A 25459-nucleotide genomic window follows, 5' to 3' on the forward strand; every position below is an offset into this window, starting at 1 on the left:
ATGTTTCGGCAGACCTGCGCGGACACTGCTCTTTTCTGTAATAAAGGGCGGACTGAAGTCCGCCCTGTGTCTTATTTCATGCTCTGTGTGAAATCTGCGTATATCTTCTGCTCGATGACCTCGGCATCAGCCTTTGTGGGCGCCTTTGCAGTGATATATGTTTTTATCTTGGGCTCTGTACCCGATGGACGAACTATAGCCTTGCATCCGTTCTCAAGATAGAATGCGAGAACGTTCGACTTTGGAAGTGTGAGCTCCTTGACTTCGCCTGTAGCGATATTCTTGGAGGTGCTTGCGAGGTAATCCTCGAAGCGCTCGACCTTTAAGCCGCCGATAGATGAGGGGTGGTTGCTGCGGAGGTCTGACATGAGCTCTTCCATGTGCTTCATTCCGCTCTCACCATCGAACTCGAAGCTGTAGAGTGTCTGGAGGAACATACCGTACTTCTTGTACATATTCTCACGAGCCTGCATGAGAGTAATGCCCTGTGTGCGGTAGTAAGCAGCCATTTCGCAGATAAGCATTGAAGCGTCAACTGCGTCCTTGTCTCTTACGTAGCCGCCCGAAAGGTAGCCGTAGCTCTCCTCAAAGCCGAATATATAGCGGTTCTCCTCGCCCTTAGCCTCAAGGAAGCCGATCTGCTCGCCGATGAACTTGAAGCCTGTGAGAACGTCTATTACCTCTACGCCGTATTCCTTGGCGATGAGGTTTACGATATCGGTAGTAACGATAGTTTTTACTGTGATAGGATTCTTTGGCATTGTGCCCTTCTTGATACGCTGTGAGCAGATGTACTCGAGAAGCATAGCTCCTACCTCGTTGCCCGAGAAGAGAGCGTAGCCGCCCTTGCCGTCGGGAACTGCGATACCTACACGGTCACAGTCTGGATCGGTAGCAAGGAGAAGGTCTGGCTTTACCTTGTCGCAGTAGCTGAGACCTACCTGTAATGCCTCGCGTATCTCCGGGTTCGGATAAGGACAGGTGGTGAAGTTGCCGTCGGGATTCTCCTGTTCCTTTACTACAGTTACGTCTGTAATGCCGATACGCTTTAAGATCTCGCGTACAGGCTTGTTTCCTGTGCCGTTGAGAGGAGTGTATACAACCTTGAGTCCGCTTGAAGCGCAGAGATCGGTGTTTATGCCCTCTGCAAGGACTCTCTTGTAGAATTCCTCGATAACGCTGTCGTCTATATAAGAAATGTTGCCTGCGGCTAACTCCTTGTCAAAATCGGAGTGCTTTACGCCGCTGAACATATCCAGAGAATTTATCTTTTCAAGGATTATCTCAGCACCTCTGAGAGTTATCTGGCAGCCGTCCTCGCCGTAAACCTTGTAGCCATTGTACTTGGCTGGGTTGTGGCTTGCTGTTACCATGATACCGCCCTGACACTTAAGTGCGCGTACTGCCCATGAAAGGCATGGTGTAGGCATTAACTGCTTGTAGATATGTACCTTTATGCCGTTTGCTGCAAGTACCTCTGCGGCAGCCTTTGAGAACACGTCGCTCTTGATACGGCTGTCATAGGAGATAGCTACGCTTGGGTTCTTGTACTCCTGGTTGAGGTAGTCCGCAAAACCCTGTGTAGCGCGTCTTACAGTATATATATTCATTCGATTGGTTCCTGCACCGATAACGCCTCTCAGACCGCCCGTACCGAATTCGAGGTCACGGTAGAATCTGTCGTTGATTGCCTCGCTGTCGCCCTTTATCCCCTCGAGCTCAGCTTTTAAGTCGGGATCTTCCTTTGCGTTTTCACACCAAAGGCTATAAAGTTCCATTTCTGACATTATAATACCTCCTGAACAGATATATAGATATTATAGCACATAATAACAGTTTTGGGAATAGCTTTTTTTGAAAAATTCCAAATTTTTTTGATTTAATCAGTTCACAATCGCCGCTATATGGCTAAATATAAAGGTTTGACAGCGTTATATCAAATTTAAATATAAGTATTTTTGATTGTATATAATACTACTTGTATACGCAAAATTGGCAGCCCAATTGGACTGCCAAAGTGTCTTAATCGCCGAAAGATACGCCGATATCGCGTGCTGCGATGACCAGATGATTCTCTGTATCGACGAATTTTGTCTTTCCTGCTATGTCCTCAAGCTTGTTTGAGGTTATTTTATTGCCTATTTTAGCCACTGTTCTGCCGTAGCGCTCCTTTGCTATGAGGTAGGCTGCGTGAACTCCGAACTGTGTGGAGAGTACGCGGTCATAAGCGCTTGGAGCGCCGCCTCTGAGCATATGTCCGGGGACGCATACACGGGCTTCAAGGCCTGTATTATGCTGTATCTGAGCTGCAATGCGGTTTGTGGCGGTGAGTATTCCTGCCTCTGCACGCTTCTTTGCGCGTTCCTTTTTCTTCATCTGAGCTTCGTTTATATCGAAAGCTCCCTCAGCAACTGCAACGATAGAGAAGGTCTTTCCGCTGGCGCTTCTTGCCATTACTGCGTCGCAGATCTTGTCGATATCATAAGGAATCTCCGGGATTATGATAACGTCCGCGCCGCCTGCGATACCTGCATTCAGTGTGAGCCAGCCTGCCTTATTTCCCATTATCTCGCAGAGGAGAACTCGCGAGTGGCTTGCGGCTGTGGTGTGAAGTCTGTCGAGAACGTCTGTGGCGATGTCAACTGCGGTATGGAAGCCGAAGGTAACATCTGTGCCGTATATATCGTTGTCGATGGTCTTGGGGAGTCCGATGACGTTGAGTCCCTCATCAGAAAGGAGCTTGGAGGTCTTGTGAGTGCCGTTTCCGCCCAGTGTAAGTAGGCAGTCCAGCTTCTGCTTCTTGTAGGTCTCCTTCATATTCTTGACCTTGTCGATGTTGTCCTCGCCGATGACCTGCATCATCTTGAATGGCTGACGCTTTGTGCCGAAGATAGTTCCGCCCTGTGTGAGTATTCCCGAGAATGAGGATGGGGACATCTCCTTGCAGAGATTGTTGATAAGTCCGTAATAGCCGTTGGAAATTCCGACTATCTCAACATTTTCCTCGCCGAAGCGCTCGTAGCAAGCCTTTGCCACGCCGCGTATAGTTGCGTTGAGTCCGGGGCAGTCACCGCCGCTTGTAAGGATTCCGATACGTCTTTTCATAATTATGACCTCCGTGATAACGTGATAATTCTAAAGCGCTATCTTTTTGTGTCGATTTCGCGCCTTACGTTCTGTTCAAACAGTTCCTGTATCTTTTCAGGGGGCATGGGCTTGCCATAAAGGTAGCCCTGTCCGTAGTCACAGCCTGCGGAACGCAGGATACTCTGCTGTCCCTTGTTTTCGATACCCTCTGCGATAGTCTCTATCTTCTTGGATTTTGCGATACGTATTACCGCTGCGACTATCTCAAATGAGATATTGTCGTGCTCGATGTCGATTATGAACGAGCGGTCCAGCTTGAGCAGTGTGATCGGCAGTATCTGGAGATATCTCAGTGAAGAATAGCCTGTTCCGAAGTCGTCCATGGCAAGCTTTACGCCGAGCTCGCGGAGACGGTTCATCTGGTCTATTGCAAAGTCGATATCCTTGAGCGCAAGGGACTCGGTGAGCTCTACTTCAAGCCACTGAGGCGGCAGAGCCGAGCGTGCGAGGGCTTCGTAGACCTTGTCCTTGAGGTCGGTCTGATAGAAGTCGGACGACGCGAAGTTTATTGACATAACGATAGGCGGATAGCCCATTTTCTGCCACAGCTTGTTCTGGCGGCAGCCCTCGTTCAGTACGAATTCGCTTATCTTTCCGATAAGGTGAGAGCTCTCTGCGATAGGCACGAAAGCGTCGGGAGAGATAACGGTGCCGTCGGGCTTTATCCAGCGGATAAGAGCTTCAACGCCCATGATCCTGCCTGTATTGAGGTCGATCTTCGGCTGGTAGTAGAGCTGGAGCTCGTTGTTCTCGATAGCAAGAGCAAGAGACTTTTCAAGTTCTGTATCGCCGATGATAGAGTCGTGCATACTCGGCTCATAGCCGCATATGCTGCTCTGCGTGCCGTCATTGGATTTGAGGGCGAATTCAGCGTGCTCCATGACTTCGAGGAAAGACCTGCCGTCCTCGGGCATTTTGGAGAAGCCTGCCGAGCAGGTAAGGCTTATTGACGCAAGCTCGTCGACTGCAAGCTTTGCAAACTCGTCCTGTATGGACTTAACGGTCCTTGTAGGCATTTCGTCGTCGCCGTAGTCTCTCAGCAGCAGGGCGAAATTATCGCCGCTTATTCTGGCTGCAAGACCGCCTGGGGTGACGAACTTATAAAGTATATGAGCAAAGTTTTTCAGGATATAGTTTCCGTTTGAATAGCCGCAGGTATCGTTTATGATGTGGAAGCGGTCTATATCCAGAACGATTATCCAGAATGAATAGTCCAGCACCTTGCAGGAATCGTATATCTCCTGTCCTGTAACCACAAGCTTGTTGCGGTTGGCAATTTCGGTGACCTCGTCGATGTACGCGAGGCGCTCGATGAGGATATCCTTTTCGTGCTCCTCGGTAACGTCGATAACAGCTCCGCCGAAGAGGGGAAGACTGTTTCCTGTGCTGGTTATGGACTTGAAGCGGTGTGAGAACCAGCGGTAGTTGCCGTCGGCGCTTCTCAGTCTTATCTCGATGTTCTTGATGTCAGAGGCGTCGCGGCTGCGGACTGCTCCGTCAAACTGTATCCTGTCGTTGGGGTGTATAAGAGCGCGGTATTCGTTGATATTGACCGTACCGCTCTTCAAGCCCAGCATATTGACCATTTCGGGCGAGACTCTGAACACCTTCTTATCGGTGCTCATTACAAGTCCTATTTCTGCAAGCTCCATAGCCGAATGGAAGAAATCGTTGGCGTTTGCAAGATTCACACGCATTTTCTTCAGCTCGGTGAGATTGAAGCCTGTGCTGAGGTATACTGAGCGTTTTTTGTACTTCTTGACCTGTGAGGTGCTCCATGCGATAGATACGAATGCGCCGCTGGGATTGCGGAATGTGGACTCATAGGAGTTGCTGCCCACTATCTTGCTGAGAGCTGTGGGATCGGGAGTATTTATGCCGAATGCGGTCCATACGCCCTCCTTTTTGTCTGAGTAATCCGCGGTTATGCCCAGCAGGTCGCGGAGCTTTTTGTTGATATAGACATATTCAAAGTCGTCTGACCAGATTATCATTTCGGTATTGAGGTTTTCGGTTATCTTGATTATGTCCTTTTCGTCCACAGAGGTCTTTTTATTCTTATATATCCAGCCCGATATCGCAAGTATCAGAGTTGCGCATACCATTGTACAAACGTAAATGATAAGCGCCATTCTGGCGTTTTCGGGAACATTTATGCAGTAGCCTATTACGACAGCGCTTGCAGCAACGATGATAAGGGCGGCTGCAAGGGGATTGAAGCTTCTTGTGCGGGAATTGCTTCTTGGTTTCTGCTGTGCTTTATTATTCATAGGCGCCGCCTCCCTTCGTTTACACTTACCCAAGTACATTATAGCAAAAATTACTGAAAATGTCAATTGTAAATTTACAGGCTCTAACAAATTTGATAAAATTGACGGAAAAACACATAAAAATATCACTTTGTATACACTTTTATCAGATATAATGTTATAATATAAACGTAGGACAGCGAAAAGCTGTTCGTTGTATGTTTTGGACAGAATTGTTAAATTCAAATACACGGAGGGAAAAATATGGCACACATTTTAGTTGTTGACGACGAAATAAACATAAGAAAGGTCGTGCGCGAGTATGCCGAATTCGAGGGATATGAGGTAACAGAAGCCGAAAACGGCATGGAGGCTGTGAATCTCTGCCACGATAATGACTATGACCTTATCATAATGGACGTTATGATGCCAAGACTTGACGGCTATTCCGCCTGCAAGGAGATACATAAGACAAAGAATATCCCCGTTATCATGCTTTCTGCAAGAGGCGAGGAGTACGACAAGCTCTTCGGCTTTGAGATAGGCGTTGACGATTATGTTGTAAAGCCTTTCTCTCCAAAGGAGCTTATGGCGCGTGTAAAGGTGGTTCTCAAGAGGAATACCCACAAGGAGGAAGAAGCTGTTCCCGATAAATACGAATTCGAGGGACTTGAAGTGGATATCGCAGGACGCGAGGTCTATGTAAACGGTCAGAAGGCTTCCATGACTCCCAAGGAGTACGATCTGTTATTCTACCTTGTAAAGAACAAGAATATCGCTCTTTCAAGGGACAGGCTCCTTGAAGAGGTATGGGGCTATGACTTCTTCGGCGATGACAGAACTGTTGATACCCATATAAAAATGCTCCGAAACAGTCTCGGAGAGTACCGTAAATACATCGTTACACTGAGAGGAATGGGATATAAGTTTGAAGCCGATTAAGCAGTTCAGGCGCGTAGGCAGCAGGATACCGCTCCGCTTTACCATTTGGCTGTATTTCGTGCTGTTTACCGTTGCGGTATTTGCGCTTATCTGGGTATTTCAGATATTCTTCTTCGAGAAATTCTACGAAAAGATGAGGATACAGTCGACGGCTGCAAGCATGGACTCCATAGCCGAGATCTATAACAGCGCAGACAGGCAGAAAAACTATGAGACTGTTTTGGAGATACTGTCAGATGATGAAGAAAAGGAAAAGCTCTATGCTGCCGTTAAGGATACGGGAGACGCTGAGGACCTCTGCGTTGAGGTACTGGACAAATACGGCCGTGAGATGATGAAAAAGCACGTCATGGGCGAATGTATCATACACGACAGGGGCATAAACAGCGGCGTACTGTTAAACAGTATTGATGATTCGGAAAATGGCGTCATCATAAAGAAGGTCAAGCACCCCCGAAACGGCAGCTATATGCTGGTATACGGCTGTGCTCTCGGTGATCCTAAAGCTCCCGACGGTTATCTGCTGTTAAATGCGGCTCTCGTACCTGTGGGAGCTACAGTAAAGATAATCAAAAGCCAGCTCATGACCATTACTATTATATTGATAGTACTGGCATTTATCATATCGCTGTACCTGTCAAAGAGGATATCTGCTCCTATAGACAGGATAACAAAGTCTGCGGAGATACTGGCTAAGGGCGATTTCAATACGAAATTCGACGGAAGGGGCTATCTCGAAGCAAAAAAGCTGGCTGATACCCTTACCTATGCGGAAAAGGAGCTCTCAAAGGTGGATACCATGCAGAGAGACCTTATCGCCAATGTTTCCCATGACCTGAGGACTCCGCTGACAATGCTGAAAGCCTATGCGGAGATGATACGCGACCTTTCTGGAGATAATCCCGTCAAGCGCAACGAGCACCTTGAGATTATCATCAGCGAGACCGACCGTCTGGCGCTTCTTGTAAACGATATGCTTGACCTGTCAAAGCTGGAGAGCGGCAAGCAGAAGCTGAATCCCACGGAATTCGGCATAAGTGCAAAGCTCGGCGAGATAATGGACAGATTCAGGGGACTTTCAGAGAAAAACGGCTATCATATACATTTTACGCCCGACGAGGAGCGCATGGTGTACTGTGATGTGGTCAAGATAGAGCAGGTAATTTACAACTTGATAAACAATGCAATAAACTACACAGGCGAGGACAAGCAGGTGTTTGTCCGCCAGATAAATACCGAGGACGGCGTTCTTGTTGAGGTAGAGGATACGGGCGACGGTATCGAGGAGGACAAGATAAAGCTCATCTTCGATAAGTATTACCGCTCGGAGAACCATAAACGAGAGGTAGTGGGCACAGGTCTGGGACTTTCTATCGTCAAGGCTGTGCTGAAAATGCACAATTACGATTACGGTGTGCGCAGTACTCTCGGTAAGGGCTCTACATTCTGGTTCAAAATAAGCAATTTGGAGAAAAAATGATAAAAGCAGTATTCACAGATTTTTACGGCACTCTTGCCCATGAGGACGGCGATGTCGTGGCTCGGGTAGGACAGAAGATATTCAGCACGGGAAATGCGGAAAATATTTCGCAGATATCAGACTACTGGTGGGAGGTGTTCCAGCGGCTGTATACAAGCTCATACGGCGGGAGTTTCCGCACTCAGCGCGAGCTTGAGCATGAGTCTCTGGCAGAGACTATCAGGCATTTCGGTTCGGCGGCTGACGCAGATGAGCTCAGTGAGCTGATGTTCGCACAGTGGCAGAAACCGCCTGCTTTTGCGGATACGCTCCCTTTTTTCGAGAACTGTCCGCTGCCAGTATATATAGTATCCAATATCGACAGGCGCGATTTAGAGGCAGCCGTTGAGTATCTCGCCCTGCAGCCTGAAGATATGTTTACAAGCGAGGATGCACGTTCCTATAAGCCGCGAAAGGAGCTGTTCGAGTATGCCCTTGAAAAGACGGGGCTTTCGGCTGACGAGGTGATCCATGTGGGCGATTCGCTCAGCAGCGACGTTGGAGGAGCAGGCTCTGCCGGCATAAGGGCTGTGTGGCTTGACCGCGGCGGCAGGGGAGCTCCCGAGGGAGTTGACTCCATAAAGGAACTGACGGAACTGTTTGCGTTCCTTTGAACTTGTAAAGAGTTACATTCAAGCAGAAAATGTAATAACTGGGACTAATTCGGTTACAATTCTGTACGGCTGGTATAAATTAGGTGGACACAGAAAATTTGTATTGTGCATAATTGATAGTATCAAGAGAGATATGTCGAGAAGTTTCTACTGCACTTGTTGGGCAATTTCACAAAAAATACATAATAATATGCTATAATATAATTGCTGAGGGAGAAGATCCCGAAGCTGATTTTCATGGTAGTTTAATGTTTACCCCAACATTAAATTATTAAATCCCCAATAATCCCTATATCATGGCAGATGAGCTTCCTTAATAAGGAGGCTCATTTGTTTTGTATGTGAAAAAACTGCATTCATGCAATTTTTTGTTGCACTGGGGAAATACCCTATTGACAAATTTCCGACAATAGTGTATAATACATTGGAAACCTTATCAAGAGCGGCGGAGGTACAGGACCTGTGAAGCCGCAGCAACCCGAACATAATGAGTCGAAGGTGCTAATTCCTGCGGTTTTATCCGAAAGATGAGGACATTGGGTAACTGTGGCTTCTCTTCGGAACGAGAAGTCATTTTTATATTTCAGGAGGTTTTTTTAATGAGTAAATGCTTTTTCACATCTGAATCGGTAACTGAAGGACATCCCGATAAGATCTGCGATCAGATCTCGGACGCTGTTCTCGACGCTATCCTCGAGCAGGACAAGCTGGGACGAGTTGCCTGCGAGACCTGCGTAACTACAGGTATGGTACTCTGTATGGGCGAGATCACAACATCAGCTGATATAGACATTCCTAAGATAGCTCGTCAGGTCATCATCGACATCGGCTACGACAGAGCTAAGTACGGCTTCGACGGTCACACCTGCTCTGTCCTCACATCTATCGACGAGCAGTCTCCCGATATCGCTATGGGCGTTAACGAGGCTTTCGAGTACAGAGAGGAAAACGACAAGTCCGACGGACTTTCAAACGGCGCAGGCGATCAGGGTATCATGTTCGGCTTTGCCTGCAATGAGACTCCCGAGCTTATGCCTCTTCCTATCTCACTTGCTCACAAGCTTGCTCTTAAGCTTACAGAGGTACGCAAGGACGGCACACTCCGTTATCTCCGTCCCGACGGCAAGTCACAGGTTACTGTTGAGTACGACAACGGCAAGCCCGTAAGAGTTGACGCAGTTGTTGTTTCTTCTCAGCATTCTGCCGACGTTTCACTCAAGCAGCTCCGCAAGGACATCGAGGAGTATGTTATCAAGGCAGTTATCCCTGCTGACCTTATGGACAAGAACACAAAGATATTCATCAATCCTACAGGACGTTTCGTAGTAGGCGGTCCTCAGGGCGACAGCGGTCTTACAGGACGTAAGATAATCGTTGATACATACGGCGGATATTCACGTCACGGCGGCGGAGCTTTCAGCGGTAAGGATCCGACAAAGGTTGACAGAAGCGCTGCTTATGCTTCACGTTATATCGCTAAGAACATCGTTGCAGCAGGTCTTGCTGACAAGTGCGAGGTTCAGCTCTCATACGCTATCGGCGTTGCTAAGCCTATCTCTATCCTTGTTGATACATTCGGCACAGGCAAGGTAGACGAGGAGAAGCTCTCAGAGGCTGTTTCAAAGGTATTCGACCTTCGTCCTACAGCTATCATCGAAATGCTAGACCTCAGAAAGCCCCAGTACAGACAGCTTGCTGCTTACGGTCATATGGGACGTGAGGAGCTCGGCGTTGCATGGGAAAAGACAGACAGAGTTGACGCTCTCAAGGCTGCTCTCAAGTAATTGCATATAAATATTGCCCGAAGTCGGTTGGCTTCGGGCTTTTTTGTATCTATGACCTGCGGAAATATGAATGGGTTTCAAAGGAATTACTTTGACTTAACGGGCTGTCGAGGACGCCAGCCCCTACATCGGGACGCCGAGGGCGGCGTCCCCTACAATTAGAGTTCATGATAGAATGAACGGGGAATTCGGCTTTTCGTTGACATTTCTGCGGCTTTGTGATATAATTCCCGTATATCGGGAGAATGTACTCCCGAAAAATAAAATATCGGAGGTTCTTATGAGATTAGACGGTTTTGGACTATTTGTTGAGGACATGGGCAAAATGATAAGATTTTACAGAGATGTTCTTGGTTTTGAAATAAAAGAGGACGAAAACACCTCAAATGTTTATCTGCTCAAGGACGGTACGCTGTTCCTGCTTTATGGGCGTAAGGACTTCGAGAAGATGACCAATCGAAAATACGAATACCTCAAGGGCGTCAACGGACACTTTGAGCTTGCCCTCTATGTGGATACCTATGAGGAGGTTGACAAGGAGTACGAAAGAGTCATCGGAATGGGGGCGGAGCCCATATTAGAGCCCACTACCGAGCCATGGGGACAGCGAACCTGCTATATCGCCGATCCCGAGGGAAACCTTATTGAAATTGGCTCGTTCAACAGACCGTTTCAGCACTGATAGCTAAGGGCTACTTATAGCCCTTTACGCCGTTCGGCTTCATTTCGGGAAGAAGTCCGCTTGAACGTATGGAAAAGCCGCCCTCAGCGCCGATTATTATATGGTCTGCAAGAACTGCTCCCAGTGTGGAGAGGGCTTTCAGAGCATTGCGTGTGAACATCATATCGCTGTCCGAGGGCTTGGCTTCGCCGTGTGGGTGATTGTGGGCTATGAAGAATATGTCGCAGTCGCTTTTTATGGCAAATTCCGCGATATCCCGATATGAGGACGATACACGGGAGGCTGTGCCGAATGCAAGGACTTTAGTGACACATATGCGGAAACGGCTGCTCACTGCCGTCATTATGAGCTTTTCGCCTACAGCTCCGATAAAATGGCTTGCAAAATAATCGATTGCCGCCTTGGAGCTGTTGAGAGTTTTTATTGCGAAGCGCTCGGAGTACAGTGAACAGCTGATACATGGGATAAGCCGCAGAAGAACGGCGGTCTGTTCATTGACGCGGTTATCCTTCATAAGAAGCGTGGTGTCTGCGTCGGCAAGTGCGTTCACGCTGCCGTATTCGCCGAGAAGCTCCGCGGCAAGCACAGCAGGCTCGTCTGCCTGTGCATAAGTGAGTAGAAGCTCCAGTCTTTCGTGTTCTGTTAGCCCGTCAAAGCCATTGTTATGATATTTTTCGAGAAGCTGCTCCCTGCGCAGCTTTTTATTTTTATCAGCCATAGTCAGAACGCAAATGCGCCGCTTCCGCGCATTGAGAAGCACCTGCCGCTGCCGAATATGACGAGGTCACTGAAGCCTATGCCTATTGCCGAAAGAAGCTCCCCGAAAATACAGGCGATACGGTAGTCCTCGTCCTTGGGTATGGCAAGGTCTTTTCCGTGGTTTATGCCTATACAGACTGCGGCAGCTCCGCTTTTCAGCAGCATTGCAGCAAGTTCCTTTGGGGTAATGCTTCCGCATAAAAGCTCATCTATGGGCAGAGTAATGGTGCGCATGAGCTCGGAGCGTGTAGAAAGGCAGAGAATATTGCATATTCTGGCTTCTATGCCCTTGAACTGCTGGGATATGCAGCTGCATAGCTGTTTTCGGTCGGAAAGAGTCTCGCTGCTGTGGGAATTTCGCATATAGCTCAGTCCGAAGTCGTTTATGAGCTTTAGGAATACAGCGCCGCCTGCGCCTACGCCTTTGACCTCGCGGAGCTTTTCCTCATCGGCTGAAAGGACCTTGCTGAGACTGCCGAATTGGTCGGTGAGGTCGTGGGCGATACCGTTGGTATTCACTACGGGACGGGCGTAAAACAGTATCAGCTCTAAAAGCTCATGCTCGAAGAGCCCGTCCTGTCCCGAGGCGAGAAAACGCTGTCTCATTCGGCTTCTGTGTCCTGCGTGAGTATTTTTGTCGTTCATATATATATTACTCCTTGATTAAATCAGAGTTCAGTGCTGTTTGGGCTTGTTGAGCTCCTTGACGTTTGTCCTGCCGAGGATATAATCCACGGAAACGCCGTAGAAGTCGGCAAGTATCAGCAAATGCTCCACAGGGATAGTCTGGAAGCCTCTTTCATATCGTGAATAAACGGTCTGACTTGTGTGCAGGAGCTGGGCTATCTTGGTCTGGGATAAGTCCATATCCTCGCGCAGGTCTCTTAATCTCTGAAAATGCACATTATCACCTCATAATGGTATGCGTTAGAACCTTTTGGTACTATGACTTTAACACATACAGAGAGTAAAGTGAATATTTTAGTACTTGTTGGTACTAAAATATTCTGATGAAAACAAAAAGCCTTTTCAGAATACCGCAAAAAAGGACTTGTATAAGCTTTTTAGCTGAGCTATAATAAATATATATATGTTTTTTATGTTCAAGGAGGGTGTGACAATGTACAAAAAAATAAAGCTTTTTTTGTCAGCTTTGACTGCCTGCGCTGTAACAGCGGCAGCTATGACTGTTTTTCCCGTGAATGCTGTGGGAGAGACGGGAACTTCGGGGGCGACAAACAGTGCCGCGGTGAGTCTTACTTATTATGACGAGGAATTCAAGGCTCCTTATTCGTGCAATGACCTCATAGCATGGAAGGCTGATGACGATGAGGGAGAGGCGGCTATTGTGCGTAATCCTGTGGGTAACTATTACGTTTGCAGCTGGGACGGTACAAGGCTTGCGGAGTTCCTTGTCGGTGAGGAAAAGGTGCAGTCTATAGACGATGTCAAGGATTGCTTCGTTAAGTATGAGGCAGCCTTTAAAGACACGGAAAGCTATGCTATTGGAGCTGTGGTGGAATGTTACGATGCTGAGAATAAAAAAACAGCGGAAATAAGAGTTCTTGACTCATATACAGAGGATGCTTTCAGTGCAGATATCAATAATGCAAAAAAGATAAGCATAAACGGCACTGATTATTACGCAATTATCACTGAGGAAGAGAATGTTCCTGTTGAGGTCATATATATTGTCCGCTGCGAGAGCCTTGACGGTGGCAGCATAAGCGAAAAGATAGACTTTAAGGCGATAGACGCCGAGCTAAAAAATAACGGCTTTAAAATAGAAATAAGAAAGCAGCCTAAGCTTTATGTCCGCGGAACAGGCGAAAAGGGAAAGATATTCGTAAATGATGTTACTTTGGCCAATGTTCCTCACAAGGGAAGTATAAAAGTCGAGAACCATTATGACTCACGCAACCCTGTCTGGCTTAATGGACAGTATTACTCCTATTCGTCGCTGGATAAAGGCTTACGCAACGGAATGACGGTCTCTGATGACGGAACAGCTCACTGTGTGTATGAAAATAGTTCAACTAATTCGGAAAGTGAGTTTTTCAGAGGTATTCTTGACGAAAAGGCGGTGTCTTTTGATGAATATGAAAAGATGAACGTTCACTATGAGGCGACAATAAAGGCTAAGGACAAATATGCAGTGGGAGTTGAGCTCTTTGACCGTGATAGTATAACGTCGATAAATATTGTTCAGTTCAGTAATACAAAGGAATTTGTGGACGACGGTCATGACAGGGCTGATGTGAAACACCTTGACTGTGTTGAGGTAGACGGTATCAAGTATGATATTTATTCAAGGACATTTAACTATGAGTCCTGTATGAGCTTGCCTGCACCGCAGATATGGTGCATATCACAGGTCAGCTTTGAACAGGAGGCCTACGGAGCAGTTGGCGATATTGATCTCAAGAAACATTACGATGTTTGGCTAAAGAACTATTTGGAAAAGACAAACAAGATAAGCGAAATATTAATGTTTGCTGAATCATTTGGTGCCGGAAGAGGTGAATTTGACCTTGAAAAGGCTGAATTTGATCTTGTAAAGAAAGATGACGTATATGACAGAGTGATCGACAATACATCGATAAACGCTCCTGCCGAGCCTATTATTGAAGGCGGCAGCATGGTATTCTGCACAGAGAATGGAAAGTGTACCCTCAAAAAGAACGGCACTATCGTCGGTGACTGTTTCCAGAATTATGATGACAGCGTTTTCAAGTTCGGAAAGAGCATGAACTTTGAAATGGCAGACGAGCAGATAGACAGAGATAAGGGCGACTTTATCAATATGGATTTTAAAGCTAATATAAGCACGGACGGCAATTACAGCTTAGGTGCTGAGGGAAGAATGTGTGATGAACACGGCGAAGAATATATAGACTTCTATATGTATCCTGTGCTGAATTATGACGCTGTTCCAAAAGAAGCCGAGTATCTCGGTACGAAGGAGTTTACTGACAGGGAATACGATATCTATGTGTATTATAACGATCATGTTGTCACTGCCGGTGGCAAAAAGAATGTGAAGTACTACTGTATAGCCAAAAACAAGACTCCTAATGATACAATAGTATCAGGTACTATCTATCTTGCCGACGCTGTTATAGCATGGAAAAATGCAGGGCTTGAAGTAGGTCCTATCACAAATGTAGCTCTCAATGCCAATATATGCGGTATCGGCAGCGGAGAAATAGAGCTTTTACATAATGATATTATCGTTGAGAGAATGAACAGGGAGAAGTTCACATCAGATGATATATTGCTTTTCCAGAAGTACCTCCTTGGCGAGGAATGTGACCTTGAAGATAAGAATTTCGACCTCAATTATGACGGAGTATTTGATAATTTCGATATGATAGAGCTCAGAAGACAGGTCCTTAACAATTATTGATGAAAACATTCTGCTGCGCTTGACTGTAATACTCATATAGAAGCTTATGTTTATTTATGGGGAAACCTTTCTGAGGGAAGGTTCTCTCAATAATAAGCGTAAAACTTCCGTATAAGTACTACAGCTAAGCGCAGCAGACTTTTTTGCATCTAATGTTGATATGTTCATAATTTTGTGGTATAATGATATAAATATATACTCTGTTTGCGATTTATATATATAACTGTCATAAAAGCTGTACTTTTGCTTCAAACCAATTTTTTTCTATTCGCTCCATTCTGTAAACAAAACTGTATATAGCCAAGGGGGGGACAGAGATGATCAGATATACTGATTTCTGTTTTGGTGTTGCATTGTCAGCTTTATTGATCTGTTTCGGAAATCTGGCATTTACTATACTTGACGGGCATACGAGAAAGCCGCAGAACCGCATTTATATGTCGCTTCTTATGCTTCTTGCAGTCAATGCCGTTTGCGAAATGATCAACGTCCGCGTGGGAGAATATGATATGAGCTCGGAAGTGGCTTTTATGATAACGCGGTCGTCAAAATATGTTTATTTCCTTAGCCACGGTCTTATTGCACCTGTACTGTACTACTACCTGTCTTTTGTTATCGGACGTTCTGTAGGCTTCAGGTGTAGTCCTGACGCTTCAAAGAAGGAAAAGCTTCGTGTGATAGTATCATGGGCGATAGTTATCGTTTCTGAGTTTATTGTCGCCATAAATCCGCTGACGCACTGGAGCTGGTACTATACGGAGGAAAGAGTTTTCCACAGAGCATGGGGCGAATACATATTTATCTATATCACTTCCGGTCTATGGATAATCGCAGCCTTTATAATGTGCATGAAGTCGTGGAATATCCTTTCTAAGGGGCGCAAGCGCTCTATCGCCATATGCTTTCTGCTGGCAGTAGTAGGCGTGTGCTTACAGCTCTTTATACCGCAGCTGAGAGTGGAGATACTCATTGAATCTATAGGCTTTTCGGGAGTCCTGCTCTTTATCGAGAACGAGGACGACCGAAAGAATGTCGAGCTTGATGTTTATAATTCGGCGGCTTTCGAGCTTGACCTTAAAGCCAATCTGAAAAACAAAATACCTGTAAAAATACTTATAATCCGCAATATCCGTTTCGATAAGACGGCAAATACAGTCGTTTTCGGAAGAATGAACCGCGACCTTATCATAAAGGAAGTCTCGGATTACCTTGGAACTGTGATACAGCGCTATTTTATCTATTCCGTTGGTCACGGCAGATTTGCTCTTACGCTTTACAATTATTCCGATAAAGAGGCTCATGAGCTTGCAGAGACTATCGGCAAGCGCTTTCAGGAGCCATGGAGCGTAAACGGCTTTGATATCATCGTTTCTTCGAGAATTATGCTTGTTAATGTTCCCGAGCGCGCTAAGAACGTGGAGGAAGTCATCTATATCGCCGAGTGTCCTATCCCCGAGCTTATGGAGGAGCGTATCATCGAGGGCAAGTCTCTTGACTGGATCATACGCCGCTCAGCTGTCGAAAAGGCAGTCACTCACGGTCTGGACAACGGCAGCTTCGAGGTCTATTATCAGCCTACATACAATATCGATAGAACTCTTCACGGCGCAGAGGCGCTTCTGCGCATGAATGACAAGGATATGGGGATCATCTATCCCGACGAGTTCATTCCTATTGCCGAGCAGCTCGGTATCATCGATGTTATCGATGAATTCGTGCTGAAAGAGGTCTGCAAGTTTTTGTTTACTGGTATTCCTCAGAAAAACGGTATGGACTGCATAAACGTTAATCTTTCGGTGCTGGAATGCATGAAAGAGGGCTTTGCGGAATACGTCAGCGGAGTTGTTGAGGCTGAGGGCATACGCAAGAAGATGATAAACTTTGAGATAACCGAGTCCGTTGCCGCAAAGGACTATGACCATCTTGCCGATGTCATCGAGCAGCTCAAGCATGAGGGCTTTCAGTTCTCTATCGACGACTACGGCACAGGCTATTCAAATATGTCGTCGCTGTTCTCTCTCGGTGCTGATATCATCAAGATAGACAAGAGCATACTCTGGAACGCCGAAAAGAGCGAGCTTGGCATGACTCTGCTGAAAACCTCTATAGATATGGTCCATAAAATGCAGAAAAAAGCTCTTATGGAGGGCGTTGAGACAGAGCAGCAGATAGAGATACTCAAAAAGCTGGGCTGCGAGTATCTGCAGGGTTATTACTTCTCAAAGCCGCTGCCCAAGAATGAATTTATAAGGCTTATCGAGAATAACTGAGAGCATTTGCTTATACAGACATAAAAAAGCTTCGTTTTACACAAGAAAACGAAGCTTTTATGTTTTTATGCGCTTATACTCTGTCGGCAATTTCGAATATCATCTTTTCGGTCTTTTCCCAGCCGATACACGGATCGGTAATGGACTTTCCGTAGATGTGCTCGTCTACCTTCTGGTTGCCGTCCTCGATGTAGCTCTCTATCATGAAGCCCTTTACAAGCTTGCGGATACTGTCGTTGTAATTGCGGCTGCTGAGGACTTCCTTGACGATACGTGGCTGTTCGAGGTGCTTCTTGCCTGAGTTGCAGTGGTTTGTATCAACTATGCAGGCAGGATTCTGGAAGCCCTTTGACTCGTAGAATTCGTTGAGGAGCTGGAGATGCTCATAGTGGTAGTTTGGCATACTCTGGCTGTGGTGGTTCTCATAGCCTCTGAGGATAGCATGAGCAAGGGGATTGCCCTCTGTAACTACCTCCCAGCCTCTGTAGAGGAAGGTATGTCCCGACTGAGCAGCTTCGATAGAGTTCATAAGAACAGGCATACTGCCGCTCACAGGGTTCTTCATTCCGACAGGAACGTTGAGTCCGCTGGCTGTGAGTCTGTGCTGCTGGTTTTCAACAGAACGTGCGCCGATAGCAACATAGCCTAAGAGGTCGTTGATATAGCGGTGGTTCTCAGGGTAGAGCATTTCGTCGGCACAGGTGAAGCCTGTTTCCTGTATAGCTCTCAGGTGCATTCTTCTGATAGCAACGATACCCTTGTACATATCGGGCTTCTGGCTGGGATCTGGCTGGTGGAGCATTCCCTTGTAGCCCTTGCCTGTTGTACGGGGCTTGTTTGTGTATATTCTTGGTACGATGAGTATTTTGTCCTTTACCTTTTCCTGAACGCCTCTGAGACGTGTGATGTAGTCTATAACGCTGTCCTCGATGTCAGCTGAGCATGGTCCGATGATGAGAAGCAATCTGTCGTTTTCGCCTCTTATGATATCGGCGATCTCTTTGTTTCTGTCAGCAATGATCTTTCCAAGCTCTTCCGATACGGGGTATTCGCTCTTGACCTCGGCAGGTATCGGGAGCTTGCACTTGAAATTCATATTCATAGCTTTTTTTATCCTTTCTGTATCATTTCAAAATTTCTAAATCATTATAGCACAAATATTTTGAAATAGCAATACTCGCAGCAAATTCTGTGTCATTATTATTGCTTTAGTACGAAAAAATAAGCTTTACACCTTGCTATTCATCTAAATTTGTGGTACAATTTTATAGTAAATAATATGCTGAAAGGCAAAGGGGAAGCTTTTTATGTCAAAAGTTAACGTATTAGATAATACTACAGGCTGGGTGTTTATCCTTGTCGGGATATTGGTGATTCTTATCGGAGCAGTTATGCTTGCGGTTTTTGTGTGGCTGGGGTTCAAGCGTCCCGAGTACAGAAAAGAGCACTTCACAGGGCAGACAATGGGTACTGTTGAGCGTATGTCGAATATTTACAGCTGTAATATCCGCGTACCGCTTGTAAGCTATACTGTGAACGGACAGACCTATAAAGTGGCAGGTCCGCGCTTTGCAGCCTGCACCACAGTATTTGCCGATGTGGCAGGTATGCAGGTGCTCGGCGGCGGCTCGAATATCACCGTTGACGGGGAGCTTCCCACTGTGGTGAAAATGAAGGGCAATGCGGCTGCGGCACAGGCGGCTATGGAGTCAAGATACCCTGTGGGAAAGAGCGTGGCTGTTTTCTATGATCCCGACAAGCCAAAGAAAGCCTTTGTTGAGCGTGACGCGCCTCTGTCGAAAACACTTTCAACTATACTTTCCGCTGTCAGCGCCGCAGTGAGTGTGATCGGACTTGTGATCCTTATCATCGGCGTTGTTGCTCTCACAAGATAAAAAGTACATATCAAGCCGCAGAGTTTGCGTTCTGCGGCTTTTTCATTGACAGGGGAGCGCTGCTGTGGCACAATTCCATTATAATAACAGAACGGAGAACTTTTATGAGTAATATCTGGGGAGCATTCCGCTTCATGGTTGCAGGTACAAATAAAGTACATATAATATGGTTCGGCGTGATACTGCTTGTAATGCTGATACTGGCTGTGCTTCATCACCGCTGGAAGCATTACGAAAAGGAAATGAAGCTTTGGAAAAAGCTTTGTCTCATACCGCTGGGTATAACTACAGTCCACTATTTTATATATGTTTCGGGAGCCGATTCTTTCCTGCAAGGTTATACTTCTATTTATCTCACGGCTATATTGGCGCTTCTGCCTATGCTGTGCGCAGATATGAAAAAGGGCTACAGAGTAACTGCGGCGATAGTCGGAGTTATTTCCGCTGTGTTCTTTCTGGTTTTCAGCACATCGGCGATGAATCCCCATAACTTTGCACGGAAAAGCTACACAAAGTCCTTTCACGCATTGGTTAAGGAGCTTGACAGGAGCTACGTGCTGAAAGAGTGGAAAGAAATAGACTTTTTCGCACTTGAGGAGAAGTATATGCCGCAGGTAAGTGAAGCGGAGCAGGAGAATGATCCTGCCAAGTTTGCCGATGCGGTGGATATGTTCTGCATGGAGCTTCACGACGGTCATGTAAGTGTGCATTGCCATTACGACCATGATAAGTACAAGTCTGCATTTTTGATGAGGGACTACGGTCTTTCCATGGTAAAGCTTGACAGCGGAGAGGTCATTGCTGTGTGTACTGATAAGTCGGTAAATGAGCTTGGTATAGAGGACGGAACTTTCATCACCAGATGGGACGGCGAGAATGTTTTGCAGGCTGCGGAGGGTGTGGAATGCGGTCAGCCTGTAAAAGAAAATGATGAGAGAGAAGCGTTGTTAGAGCTGTCAGGAAAAGGCGGTGAAACTGTTAAGGTATCGTTTCTGGATAAGAACGGCAGGGAGCAGACCGCGGAGCTTCACGCTCATGACGCTGAACATACTTATGACGACGCCTTCAATGCCTTCATGCACTGTCCCGAGAGCTTAGGAGAGCTGGTAAATTCTAATTTCAGCACGAAAATGCTGGACGACAAATGCGGATATCTTGTGCTCAGCGTCGAGACCACAGGCGGCAGTATCCATGATAATATCTGCTTCAACAAAGGTGAGTGCAAGTGGGCAAGAAAGATGTTCCGCGAAAAGCTGAGCAGACTGAAAGAACAGGGAATGGAGTACCTTGTTATTGATATGCGCAATAATATGGGCGGCTGCGGTGCTGTGGGCTATGAGCTCTGCGCACTTCTCGGCAGCGAGGATATCTACGCCACAGGCTTGGGCGTCCGCAAAAACGGTGAATACAAACGCCTGACCACTCAGACGATACACTGCACAGGGGAATTTGCCGATTTGCAGGTGGTGGTTCTCACTAACGGCGGTTGCATAAGCGCAGGGGACAGTACAGCGTGGTGTCTGTCAAGGCTGCCCAATGTTACTCTTGCAGGTATCACCGATCCGAGCGGCAGCGGACAGATAACAGGGGGCTGCTGTGTGCTGTCTGAGGGCATAGTCAGTGTGAATTATCCTGTGGGACTTATGCTCAATGAAAATGACGAGCCCGATATCGACACCCGTGCAGACAGGATAAGTCGTAATCCAGTGGAGGTCCGTATCCCTCTTGACTATGACGCGGCTATGAGCATATTCCGCGATAAGGAAGACTACGAGCTGAGCTGGGCTGTGAACTACCTTGAAGAAAATGATAAATAAATGGCAAAAAGCTCCACTATGTTTATCTGTAACACTGATATAGAAGCTTATTGTTATTTATGGGGGAACCCTTTCTGAAGAAAGGTTCCTCTGACGGAGGCGCGCCCCTCTGTCACTGCGTGACATCTCCCCGCACTGCGGGGAGTCACCCCCATACCCCTTTCCAAAGACTTTTATCTGGTTTTTTCGCAGATAGGGCGCTTTATATAATAAAAAAGTCCTGCAAAATGCAGGAGCGCCCTATCTGCGAAAAAACAAAACGAAAGTTTTAGGGAGAGAGTTTGAGAGAACCCCTTTTTCAAAAGGGGTTCTCTCAATAATAAACATAAAACTTCTATATAAGTATCATGGATAAGCGTAGTGGAGCTTTTTGGTATTATCAGCCGTTTACGATTTTTTCTCTTCTGAAGAGCTTTCCTATAATAACAATTCCTAACAGGGCGGCGGCAATATTGATTCCGAATGTTATTCCTGCATTTGCCCATGAATAATTGAGTTTTATACCGTCCTGAAGTAATTTTACCGAATTCCATACAGGGATTATGTAGTTTTTTGCTCCAAGCTTTTCAACATTTGCTGAAAAGTTGTCGCTGGAGCACAGTAAAGAAGGTATCATTACGATAATCAGAAGTATAGGCGAAAGCTGTGTTGCCTGCTTTACATCCTTTGCAATTGTGGAAATAATAAGGAGTATTACCGCAAATACGAATGCGCCTGTAATAACTGCTCCAAGAAGCAATGCATAATCTGATATACTGTAGCTTGTGTTTTCTGCTATCGCTAATGCCTCTGAGAACTTCGGCAGAGATATCGCCATTCCTGCAAAAGCCGAACAACTTGAGATTATAGCGACTAAAAGTATAGAGAGTGATTTTCCTGCCGCAATACTTTCGCGTTTTATTGGAGTTATCAGCAGGGTGTTGAGGAAGCCCTTTTCCTTGTCGCCTGCGATAGAGTTTGCTGCAAGATTCATACAAACCATATATACAGCCATGAATACCATAAGTGGTATTATTCCGCTAAGAAGATTTCTCAGCATTGCCGCCTTATCCACAAGATCATATTCTATATCAGCCGATTCATTGAAAGTGAATATACGGGGCTGCATTGTAGTGAATATTACTGTGGCTTTGGAGTATAGCTCCATAGAGGAGTCTTTATCGGAATTATAGAAAATATCTATATTTGACAGCGGATTCGTATCTTCTGAGCCCATTTTGAAGTCATCGGGGAATATCATAAGCATATCCGCGTCTTTGCTCTTGACCTGAGATTTATATTTCTCAATGTCATTATCGGGAGCAGGCTTTATGCCGAGCTCGTCAAGGGCGGAGCTGAATTCCGCGGGAGCATTTATGCTGTATGCAATGATCGATTTGTTATCCTGTACTGCGCTATCCTCACGCATACCAGACCACATTGCCGACATGAGCATACCATATCCGAATACTATAGCGAAGGGCAGGATAAACATCTGCATTAATATCGCCTTATCACTGAAAAAGGCTCTTATTTCTTTTTTGGCAACTGTAATAATATCTCTCATGGTCACACCTCATCTTTTCCGCCGTTAAGGCTTGTATAAATATCGTAGAAAGCGTCCTCAAGGGAGCGTCCCTGCATGAGGTTTTCCAGTGTATCGTCTGCAACTATCTTGCCGTCCATTATCATGGCGGCTCTGTCACAGACCTTTTCTACGAGGTCGAAGAGGTGAGTGGAGATTATTACACACTTGCCTGACTTTTTCATATCAAGTATAAAATCGCGTACAACACGGGAAGCGATGATGTCAAGTCCGTTCGTTGGCTCGTCAAGAATTACGAACTTAGGATCGTGGATAACGGAAATAACCAGAGATACCTTTTGTCTCTGTCCCTGTGAGAGCTTTGAAATAGTAGTATCAGCGAATTTGTTTATGCCAAACTCGTCAAAGAGCAGCTTTTTGCGCTTTTCTGCTGTGTCCTTCGAAACGTGGTAAAGCTCTGCAAAGAAGTCGAACATGATATTTGGTGTGGACTTCATATCGGGCTTTAGGTCGGTAGTGAGAAATGCAAGCTGTGAGCGTATCTCTTCGGGAGACTTGACGGCGCTGACGTCGTTGTAGAGAGCGTCGCCGCTGTCGGGAGCGATAAGAGTTGCAAGCATACGCATGGTAGTTGTCTTGCCTGCACCGTTAGGTCCGATAAGACCGAAAACTTCGCCTGACTTTGCGGTAAAGCTGATACCGTTGACCGCTACTTTTTTCTTTTCATTTATGCCGAGTGCTTTGCGCTGTTTTTCACTTATAGTGAAAGTTTTTACGAGGTTTTGTACTTTCAGTGTTTCCATTTTATCCTCCATAATTATTTTTTATGCTGCGACATTGTCACAGAAGTGTATATATACATTATACACATTAATAACAAGCTTGTCAAGTCTTTATCAAAAAATATGGAAATTTTTTACTGCGGTGCTGTTTGTTGACAGAAATAGCTTTTCATGTTAGAATTGGAACAGCGTATCTTTTGGATAAAAGGAGAAATGAAAATGGATACTAATAACGACATTGCCGAAAAGCCAAAGAAAAAAAGAGGCGTTCGCATTGCCTTAGGTATGATTCTGACAGCGGCTGTTCTGACGGCTGTCTTTGTCCGTGTTAATCCGAAATGGAAAGAGGCTGAGCTCACAATAGAGCCTGCCGGAAGATTTTTTGAGATACAGTCTTTAATGCCTGAGGGGGATACTCTTGAAACAAGGATCGCTCCGCCCGAGGGCTTTGAGCGCGTACCTGTAAAAGAGGGGAGCTTCGGAGAGTATCTTCACAAATATCCTCTTCTTACCGATGATATAAAGCTGCCCGTGTATGACGGCTCCACGATCAATTCTACTGACGTTGCAGCTGTGTTTGATATAAGCCTCGGCGATGAAGGCTATCAGCAGTGTGCTGACAGCGTTATAAGGCTTTACAGTGATTATTTCTACGAAAACAAGCAGTTTGATAAAATATCATTCATGTTTTCAAACGGAGATGTCTGCGATTATGAGCGCTGGCGCAAAGGTAAAAGAATGCTCGTCTTTTCCGGTTTTTCCTGTGAGATACCTGCGGCTCTGCCTGATGACAGTAAGCAGCAGTACATGAACTATCTTAAAGAGGTAATGCGGTATTCAGGTACTCTTTCACTTCAGAAGGAATCAGAGGTGATCTCGGCTGACGAGCTCCGCGTCGGCGATATTATCTGTGATGATACCCATGTTGTTCTGATCGTTGATGAGGCAACAAATGAAAAAGGTGAGAAGTGCTACCTCATAGGACAGAGCTTTATTCCTGCTGTGTGTTTCCATATACTGACCAGAACGGAGGGCAGAGAAGTTACTCCGTGGTTTACTCAGGAAGAGCTTGAAAAAGAATCTTTTGTCATCGGTTCCTTTGTGTTTGGCAAGAATGATATACGACGCTGGAAAAATGGGTTTTAAAGTCTGCATCATCTAAGCAGAATAGCAACCAATTTGTTAAAACATAAATATTTTTAAAATCTATTGACAGCATTACTCTGTTCTGGTATAATTATTATGTTGTGATTAGCTCATAACATAATAAATAGGGGTATAGCTCAGTTGGTAGAGCAGCGGTCTCCAAAACCGCGTGCCGAGGGTTCAAGTCCTTCTGCCCCTGCCAGATCATTAAAGCCTGTATTTCGAGAAAAACACCGAAATACAGGCTTTTCTGTTACATACAGAAAGCAGTTTTAAATGAAAATTTGCAGTCCCGTGTGCACAAAAAGCAGGTGTAATGCACACGAAATGCACACGGAATGCACACGACTGAAAGGCAGTATAACGATAAGAAAAGAAGCCAGCTCCCGCAAGGGAGCTGTTTTTTTATATAATATGAACCTGCCACATTTCTGAAACCTTTTGAATTGATTGTAAATTTTGCGTTAGCTTATCACAACGATCTCCCTGTCACATTTGGCGATACAGCCGTCAGTCCAGAAATCAGTTTTTTAAACTCATGCTATAATGGTATTGTCTTAAGATGCAAATATAAGTGATATCTCTTGTCGCATATCTTGAAAACACTCCGCAGTTATGCTATAATAGAACAAACTACCACAGACAGGAGGTCTGAAATTGCTTCACAAAGTAAGGAATGATCGGGATTACTTTGTCGCTTTTATCATAGCCATTTTTATCTCGTTCATTGTAAATATACTATCGCAGTTTTCATGGTTTCCACTGTGTATCCACAGCCCGGCATCTTTCTTGTACAGCTTCATCATCATTGCATGGGGTGCAGCTGTTGCACAAAGAATCATTCATAAGCGTATTCGACGGCATATAGTTGCGATAGCTGTATTTCTGCTGATGCTGTTTATTGTCCGTATATGCCGATGGA

Annotated in this window: 20 protein-coding genes, 1 tRNA gene and 1 riboswitch; of the genes, 11 read left to right on the forward strand and 10 right to left on the reverse strand. The window is 45.8% G+C overall.

Annotated elements, in window-relative coordinates:
• Positions 1-71: 71 nt before the first annotated feature.
• From BT105_RS10980 to BT105_RS10990, 3 genes are all read right to left on the reverse strand, one after another.
• Positions 72-1787, reverse strand: coding sequence for a phospho-sugar mutase (locus BT105_RS10980; RefSeq protein WP_072300781.1), 1716 nt, complete (start codon positions 1785-1787; stop codon positions 72-74).
• Between the two features lie 235 nt (positions 1788-2022).
• The gene (locus BT105_RS10985) at positions 2023-3105 is read right to left on the reverse strand and encodes a 6-phosphofructokinase (protein WP_072300782.1); all 1083 of its coding nucleotides are present in this window, start codon (positions 3103-3105) and stop codon (positions 2023-2025) included.
• A gap of 38 nt (positions 3106-3143) precedes the next feature.
• On the reverse strand, positions 3144-5417 hold the full coding sequence (locus BT105_RS10990) for a sensor domain-containing protein (protein WP_072300783.1): 2274 nt from the start codon (positions 5415-5417) through the stop codon (positions 3144-3146).
• Positions 5418-5660: 243 nt separating this feature from the next.
• On the opposite strand from BT105_RS10990, the gene BT105_RS10995 reads away from it, so the two are divergent.
• The 5 genes from BT105_RS10995 (at position 5661) to BT105_RS11015 (ending at position 10937) form a co-directional block, all read left to right on the forward strand.
• Entirely contained in the window at positions 5661-6338 is a 678-nt protein-coding gene (locus BT105_RS10995; RefSeq protein ID WP_072300784.1) for a response regulator transcription factor, read from the forward strand.
• A complete protein-coding gene (locus BT105_RS11000) occupies positions 6325-7818 on the forward strand; it encodes a sensor histidine kinase (RefSeq protein ID WP_242940125.1) in 1494 nt (497 codons plus the stop codon). The genes BT105_RS10995 and BT105_RS11000 overlap by 14 nt, the downstream gene beginning before the upstream one ends.
• On the forward strand, positions 7815-8471 hold the full coding sequence (locus tag BT105_RS11005) for an HAD family hydrolase (protein WP_072300785.1): 657 nt from the start codon (positions 7815-7817) through the stop codon (positions 8469-8471). The genes BT105_RS11000 and BT105_RS11005 overlap by 4 nt, the downstream gene beginning before the upstream one ends.
• A gap of 430 nt (positions 8472-8901) precedes the next feature.
• Positions 8902-9005, forward strand: a riboswitch (SAM riboswitch).
• A gap of 65 nt (positions 9006-9070) precedes the next feature.
• Positions 9071-10255, forward strand: a complete 1185-nt coding sequence (gene metK, locus BT105_RS11010; protein ID WP_072300786.1) for a methionine adenosyltransferase — start codon at positions 9071-9073, stop codon at positions 10253-10255.
• A 280-nt stretch (positions 10256-10535) separates the two neighbouring features.
• Positions 10536-10937: a VOC family protein gene (locus BT105_RS11015; RefSeq protein WP_072300787.1), complete on the forward strand. Its 402-nt coding sequence runs from the start codon at positions 10536-10538 to the stop codon at positions 10935-10937.
• A 10-nt stretch (positions 10938-10947) separates the two neighbouring features.
• On the opposite strand, the gene BT105_RS11020 is transcribed toward BT105_RS11015, so the two are convergent.
• The 3 genes from BT105_RS11020 to BT105_RS11030 are packed head-to-tail and all read right to left on the reverse strand — an operon-like array spanning position 10948 to position 12599.
• Positions 10948-11655, reverse strand: coding sequence for a JAB domain-containing protein (locus BT105_RS11020; RefSeq protein WP_072300788.1), 708 nt, complete (start codon positions 11653-11655; stop codon positions 10948-10950).
• Between the two features lie 2 nt (positions 11656-11657).
• Complete coding sequence (locus BT105_RS11025) at positions 11658-12341, reverse strand: JAB domain-containing protein (protein WP_072300789.1); 684 nt, start codon at positions 12339-12341, stop codon at positions 11658-11660.
• Between the two features lie 30 nt (positions 12342-12371).
• Positions 12372-12599 carry a helix-turn-helix domain-containing protein gene (locus BT105_RS11030; protein ID WP_072300790.1) on the reverse strand — a complete coding sequence of 76 codons (228 nt, stop codon included), beginning with the start codon at positions 12597-12599 and terminating at the stop codon, positions 12372-12374.
• A 217-nt stretch (positions 12600-12816) separates the two neighbouring features.
• Between BT105_RS11030 and BT105_RS11035 the strand changes: the two genes are divergently transcribed.
• Together BT105_RS11035 and BT105_RS11040 are read left to right on the forward strand one after the other, a co-directional pair.
• Entirely contained in the window at positions 12817-15102 is a 2286-nt protein-coding gene (locus tag BT105_RS11035) for a glycoside hydrolase family 11 protein (RefSeq protein ID WP_072300791.1), read from the forward strand.
• A 317-nt stretch (positions 15103-15419) separates the two neighbouring features.
• Positions 15420-17372 carry an EAL domain-containing protein gene (locus BT105_RS11040; protein ID WP_072300792.1) on the forward strand — a complete coding sequence of 651 codons (1953 nt, stop codon included), beginning with the start codon at positions 15420-15422 and terminating at the stop codon, positions 17370-17372.
• A gap of 73 nt (positions 17373-17445) precedes the next feature.
• Here BT105_RS11040 and BT105_RS11045 read toward each other — a convergent pair whose 3' ends face one another.
• A complete protein-coding gene (locus BT105_RS11045) occupies positions 17446-18474 on the reverse strand; it encodes a 3-deoxy-7-phosphoheptulonate synthase (RefSeq protein WP_072300793.1) in 1029 nt (342 codons plus the stop codon).
• A 205-nt stretch (positions 18475-18679) separates the two neighbouring features.
• Here BT105_RS11045 and BT105_RS11050 point away from each other — a divergent pair, with 205 nt between their 5' ends.
• Together BT105_RS11050 and BT105_RS11055 are read left to right on the forward strand one after the other, a co-directional pair.
• Complete coding sequence (locus tag BT105_RS11050) at positions 18680-19267, forward strand: DUF3592 domain-containing protein (RefSeq protein ID WP_072300794.1); 588 nt, start codon at positions 18680-18682, stop codon at positions 19265-19267.
• A gap of 104 nt (positions 19268-19371) precedes the next feature.
• A complete protein-coding gene (locus tag BT105_RS11055; RefSeq protein ID WP_072300795.1) occupies positions 19372-21084 on the forward strand; it encodes a S41 family peptidase in 1713 nt (570 codons plus the stop codon).
• Positions 21085-21463: 379 nt separating this feature from the next.
• On the opposite strand, the gene BT105_RS11060 is transcribed toward BT105_RS11055, so the two are convergent.
• Positions 21464-22630 (reverse strand): ABC transporter permease, encoded by a 1167-nt coding sequence (locus tag BT105_RS11060; protein ID WP_072300796.1) that lies wholly within the window; start codon positions 22628-22630, stop codon positions 21464-21466.
• 2 nt (positions 22631-22632) lie between these two features.
• Positions 22633-23412, reverse strand: coding sequence for an ABC transporter ATP-binding protein (locus BT105_RS11065; RefSeq protein WP_072300797.1), 780 nt, complete (start codon positions 23410-23412; stop codon positions 22633-22635).
• Between the two features lie 198 nt (positions 23413-23610).
• Between BT105_RS11065 and BT105_RS11070 the strand changes: the two genes are divergently transcribed.
• Both BT105_RS11070 and BT105_RS11075 read left to right on the forward strand, forming a co-directional pair.
• Positions 23611-24537, forward strand: coding sequence for a DUF4846 domain-containing protein (locus BT105_RS11070; RefSeq protein WP_072300798.1), 927 nt, complete (start codon positions 23611-23613; stop codon positions 24535-24537).
• A 126-nt stretch (positions 24538-24663) separates the two neighbouring features.
• Positions 24664-24739, forward strand: a tRNA-Trp gene (locus BT105_RS11075).
• Between the two features lie 484 nt (positions 24740-25223).
• Here BT105_RS11075 and BT105_RS15055 read toward each other — a convergent pair.
• Entirely contained in the window at positions 25224-25379 is a 156-nt protein-coding gene (locus BT105_RS15055; protein WP_177243964.1) for a hypothetical protein, read from the reverse strand.
• Between the last annotated feature and the right edge of the window lie 80 nt (positions 25380-25459).

Origin of the sequence: Ruminococcus flavefaciens (assembly GCF_900119075.1) — a bacterium.
Lineage (GTDB): Bacteria > Bacillota > Clostridia > Oscillospirales > Ruminococcaceae > Ruminococcus > Ruminococcus flavefaciens_Q.

Bases quoted from the DNA above. Each gene is read 5' to 3' on its own strand.
- BT105_RS11035 (WP_072300791.1), top strand. From the start codon at position 12,817: ATGTACAAAAAAATAAAGCTTTTTTTGTCAGCTTTGACTGCCTGCGCT.
- metK (WP_072300786.1), top strand. From the start codon at position 9,071: ATGAGTAAATGCTTTTTCACATCTGAATCGGTAACTGAAGGACATCCC.
- BT105_RS11065 (WP_072300797.1), bottom strand. From the start codon at position 23,412: ATGGAAACACTGAAAGTACAAAACCTCGTAAAAACTTTCACTATAAGT.
- BT105_RS11045 (WP_072300793.1), bottom strand. From the start codon at position 18,474: ATGAATATGAATTTCAAGTGCAAGCTCCCGATACCTGCCGAGGTCAAG.
- BT105_RS11005 (WP_072300785.1), top strand. From the start codon at position 7,815: ATGATAAAAGCAGTATTCACAGATTTTTACGGCACTCTTGCCCATGAG.
- BT105_RS10990 (WP_072300783.1), bottom strand. From the start codon at position 5,417: ATGAATAATAAAGCACAGCAGAAACCAAGAAGCAATTCCCGCACAAGA.
- BT105_RS11020 (WP_072300788.1), bottom strand. From the start codon at position 11,655: ATGGCTGATAAAAATAAAAAGCTGCGCAGGGAGCAGCTTCTCGAAAAA.
- BT105_RS11060 (WP_072300796.1), bottom strand. From the start codon at position 22,630: ATGAGAGATATTATTACAGTTGCCAAAAAAGAAATAAGAGCCTTTTTC.
- BT105_RS11070 (WP_072300798.1), top strand. From the start codon at position 23,611: ATGGATACTAATAACGACATTGCCGAAAAGCCAAAGAAAAAAAGAGGC.
- BT105_RS10985 (WP_072300782.1), bottom strand. From the start codon at position 3,105: ATGAAAAGACGTATCGGAATCCTTACAAGCGGCGGTGACTGCCCCGGA.
- BT105_RS10980 (WP_072300781.1), bottom strand. From the start codon at position 1,787: ATGTCAGAAATGGAACTTTATAGCCTTTGGTGTGAAAACGCAAAGGAA.
- BT105_RS11025 (WP_072300789.1), bottom strand. From the start codon at position 12,341: ATGAACGACAAAAATACTCACGCAGGACACAGAAGCCGAATGAGACAG.
- BT105_RS15055 (WP_177243964.1), bottom strand. From the start codon at position 25,379: ATGATTCTTTGTGCAACAGCTGCACCCCATGCAATGATGATGAAGCTG.
- BT105_RS11040 (WP_072300792.1), top strand. From the start codon at position 15,420: ATGATCAGATATACTGATTTCTGTTTTGGTGTTGCATTGTCAGCTTTA.
- BT105_RS11055 (WP_072300795.1), top strand. From the start codon at position 19,372: ATGAGTAATATCTGGGGAGCATTCCGCTTCATGGTTGCAGGTACAAAT.
- BT105_RS11015 (WP_072300787.1), top strand. From the start codon at position 10,536: ATGAGATTAGACGGTTTTGGACTATTTGTTGAGGACATGGGCAAAATG.
- BT105_RS11050 (WP_072300794.1), top strand. From the start codon at position 18,680: ATGTCAAAAGTTAACGTATTAGATAATACTACAGGCTGGGTGTTTATC.
- BT105_RS10995 (WP_072300784.1), top strand. From the start codon at position 5,661: ATGGCACACATTTTAGTTGTTGACGACGAAATAAACATAAGAAAGGTC.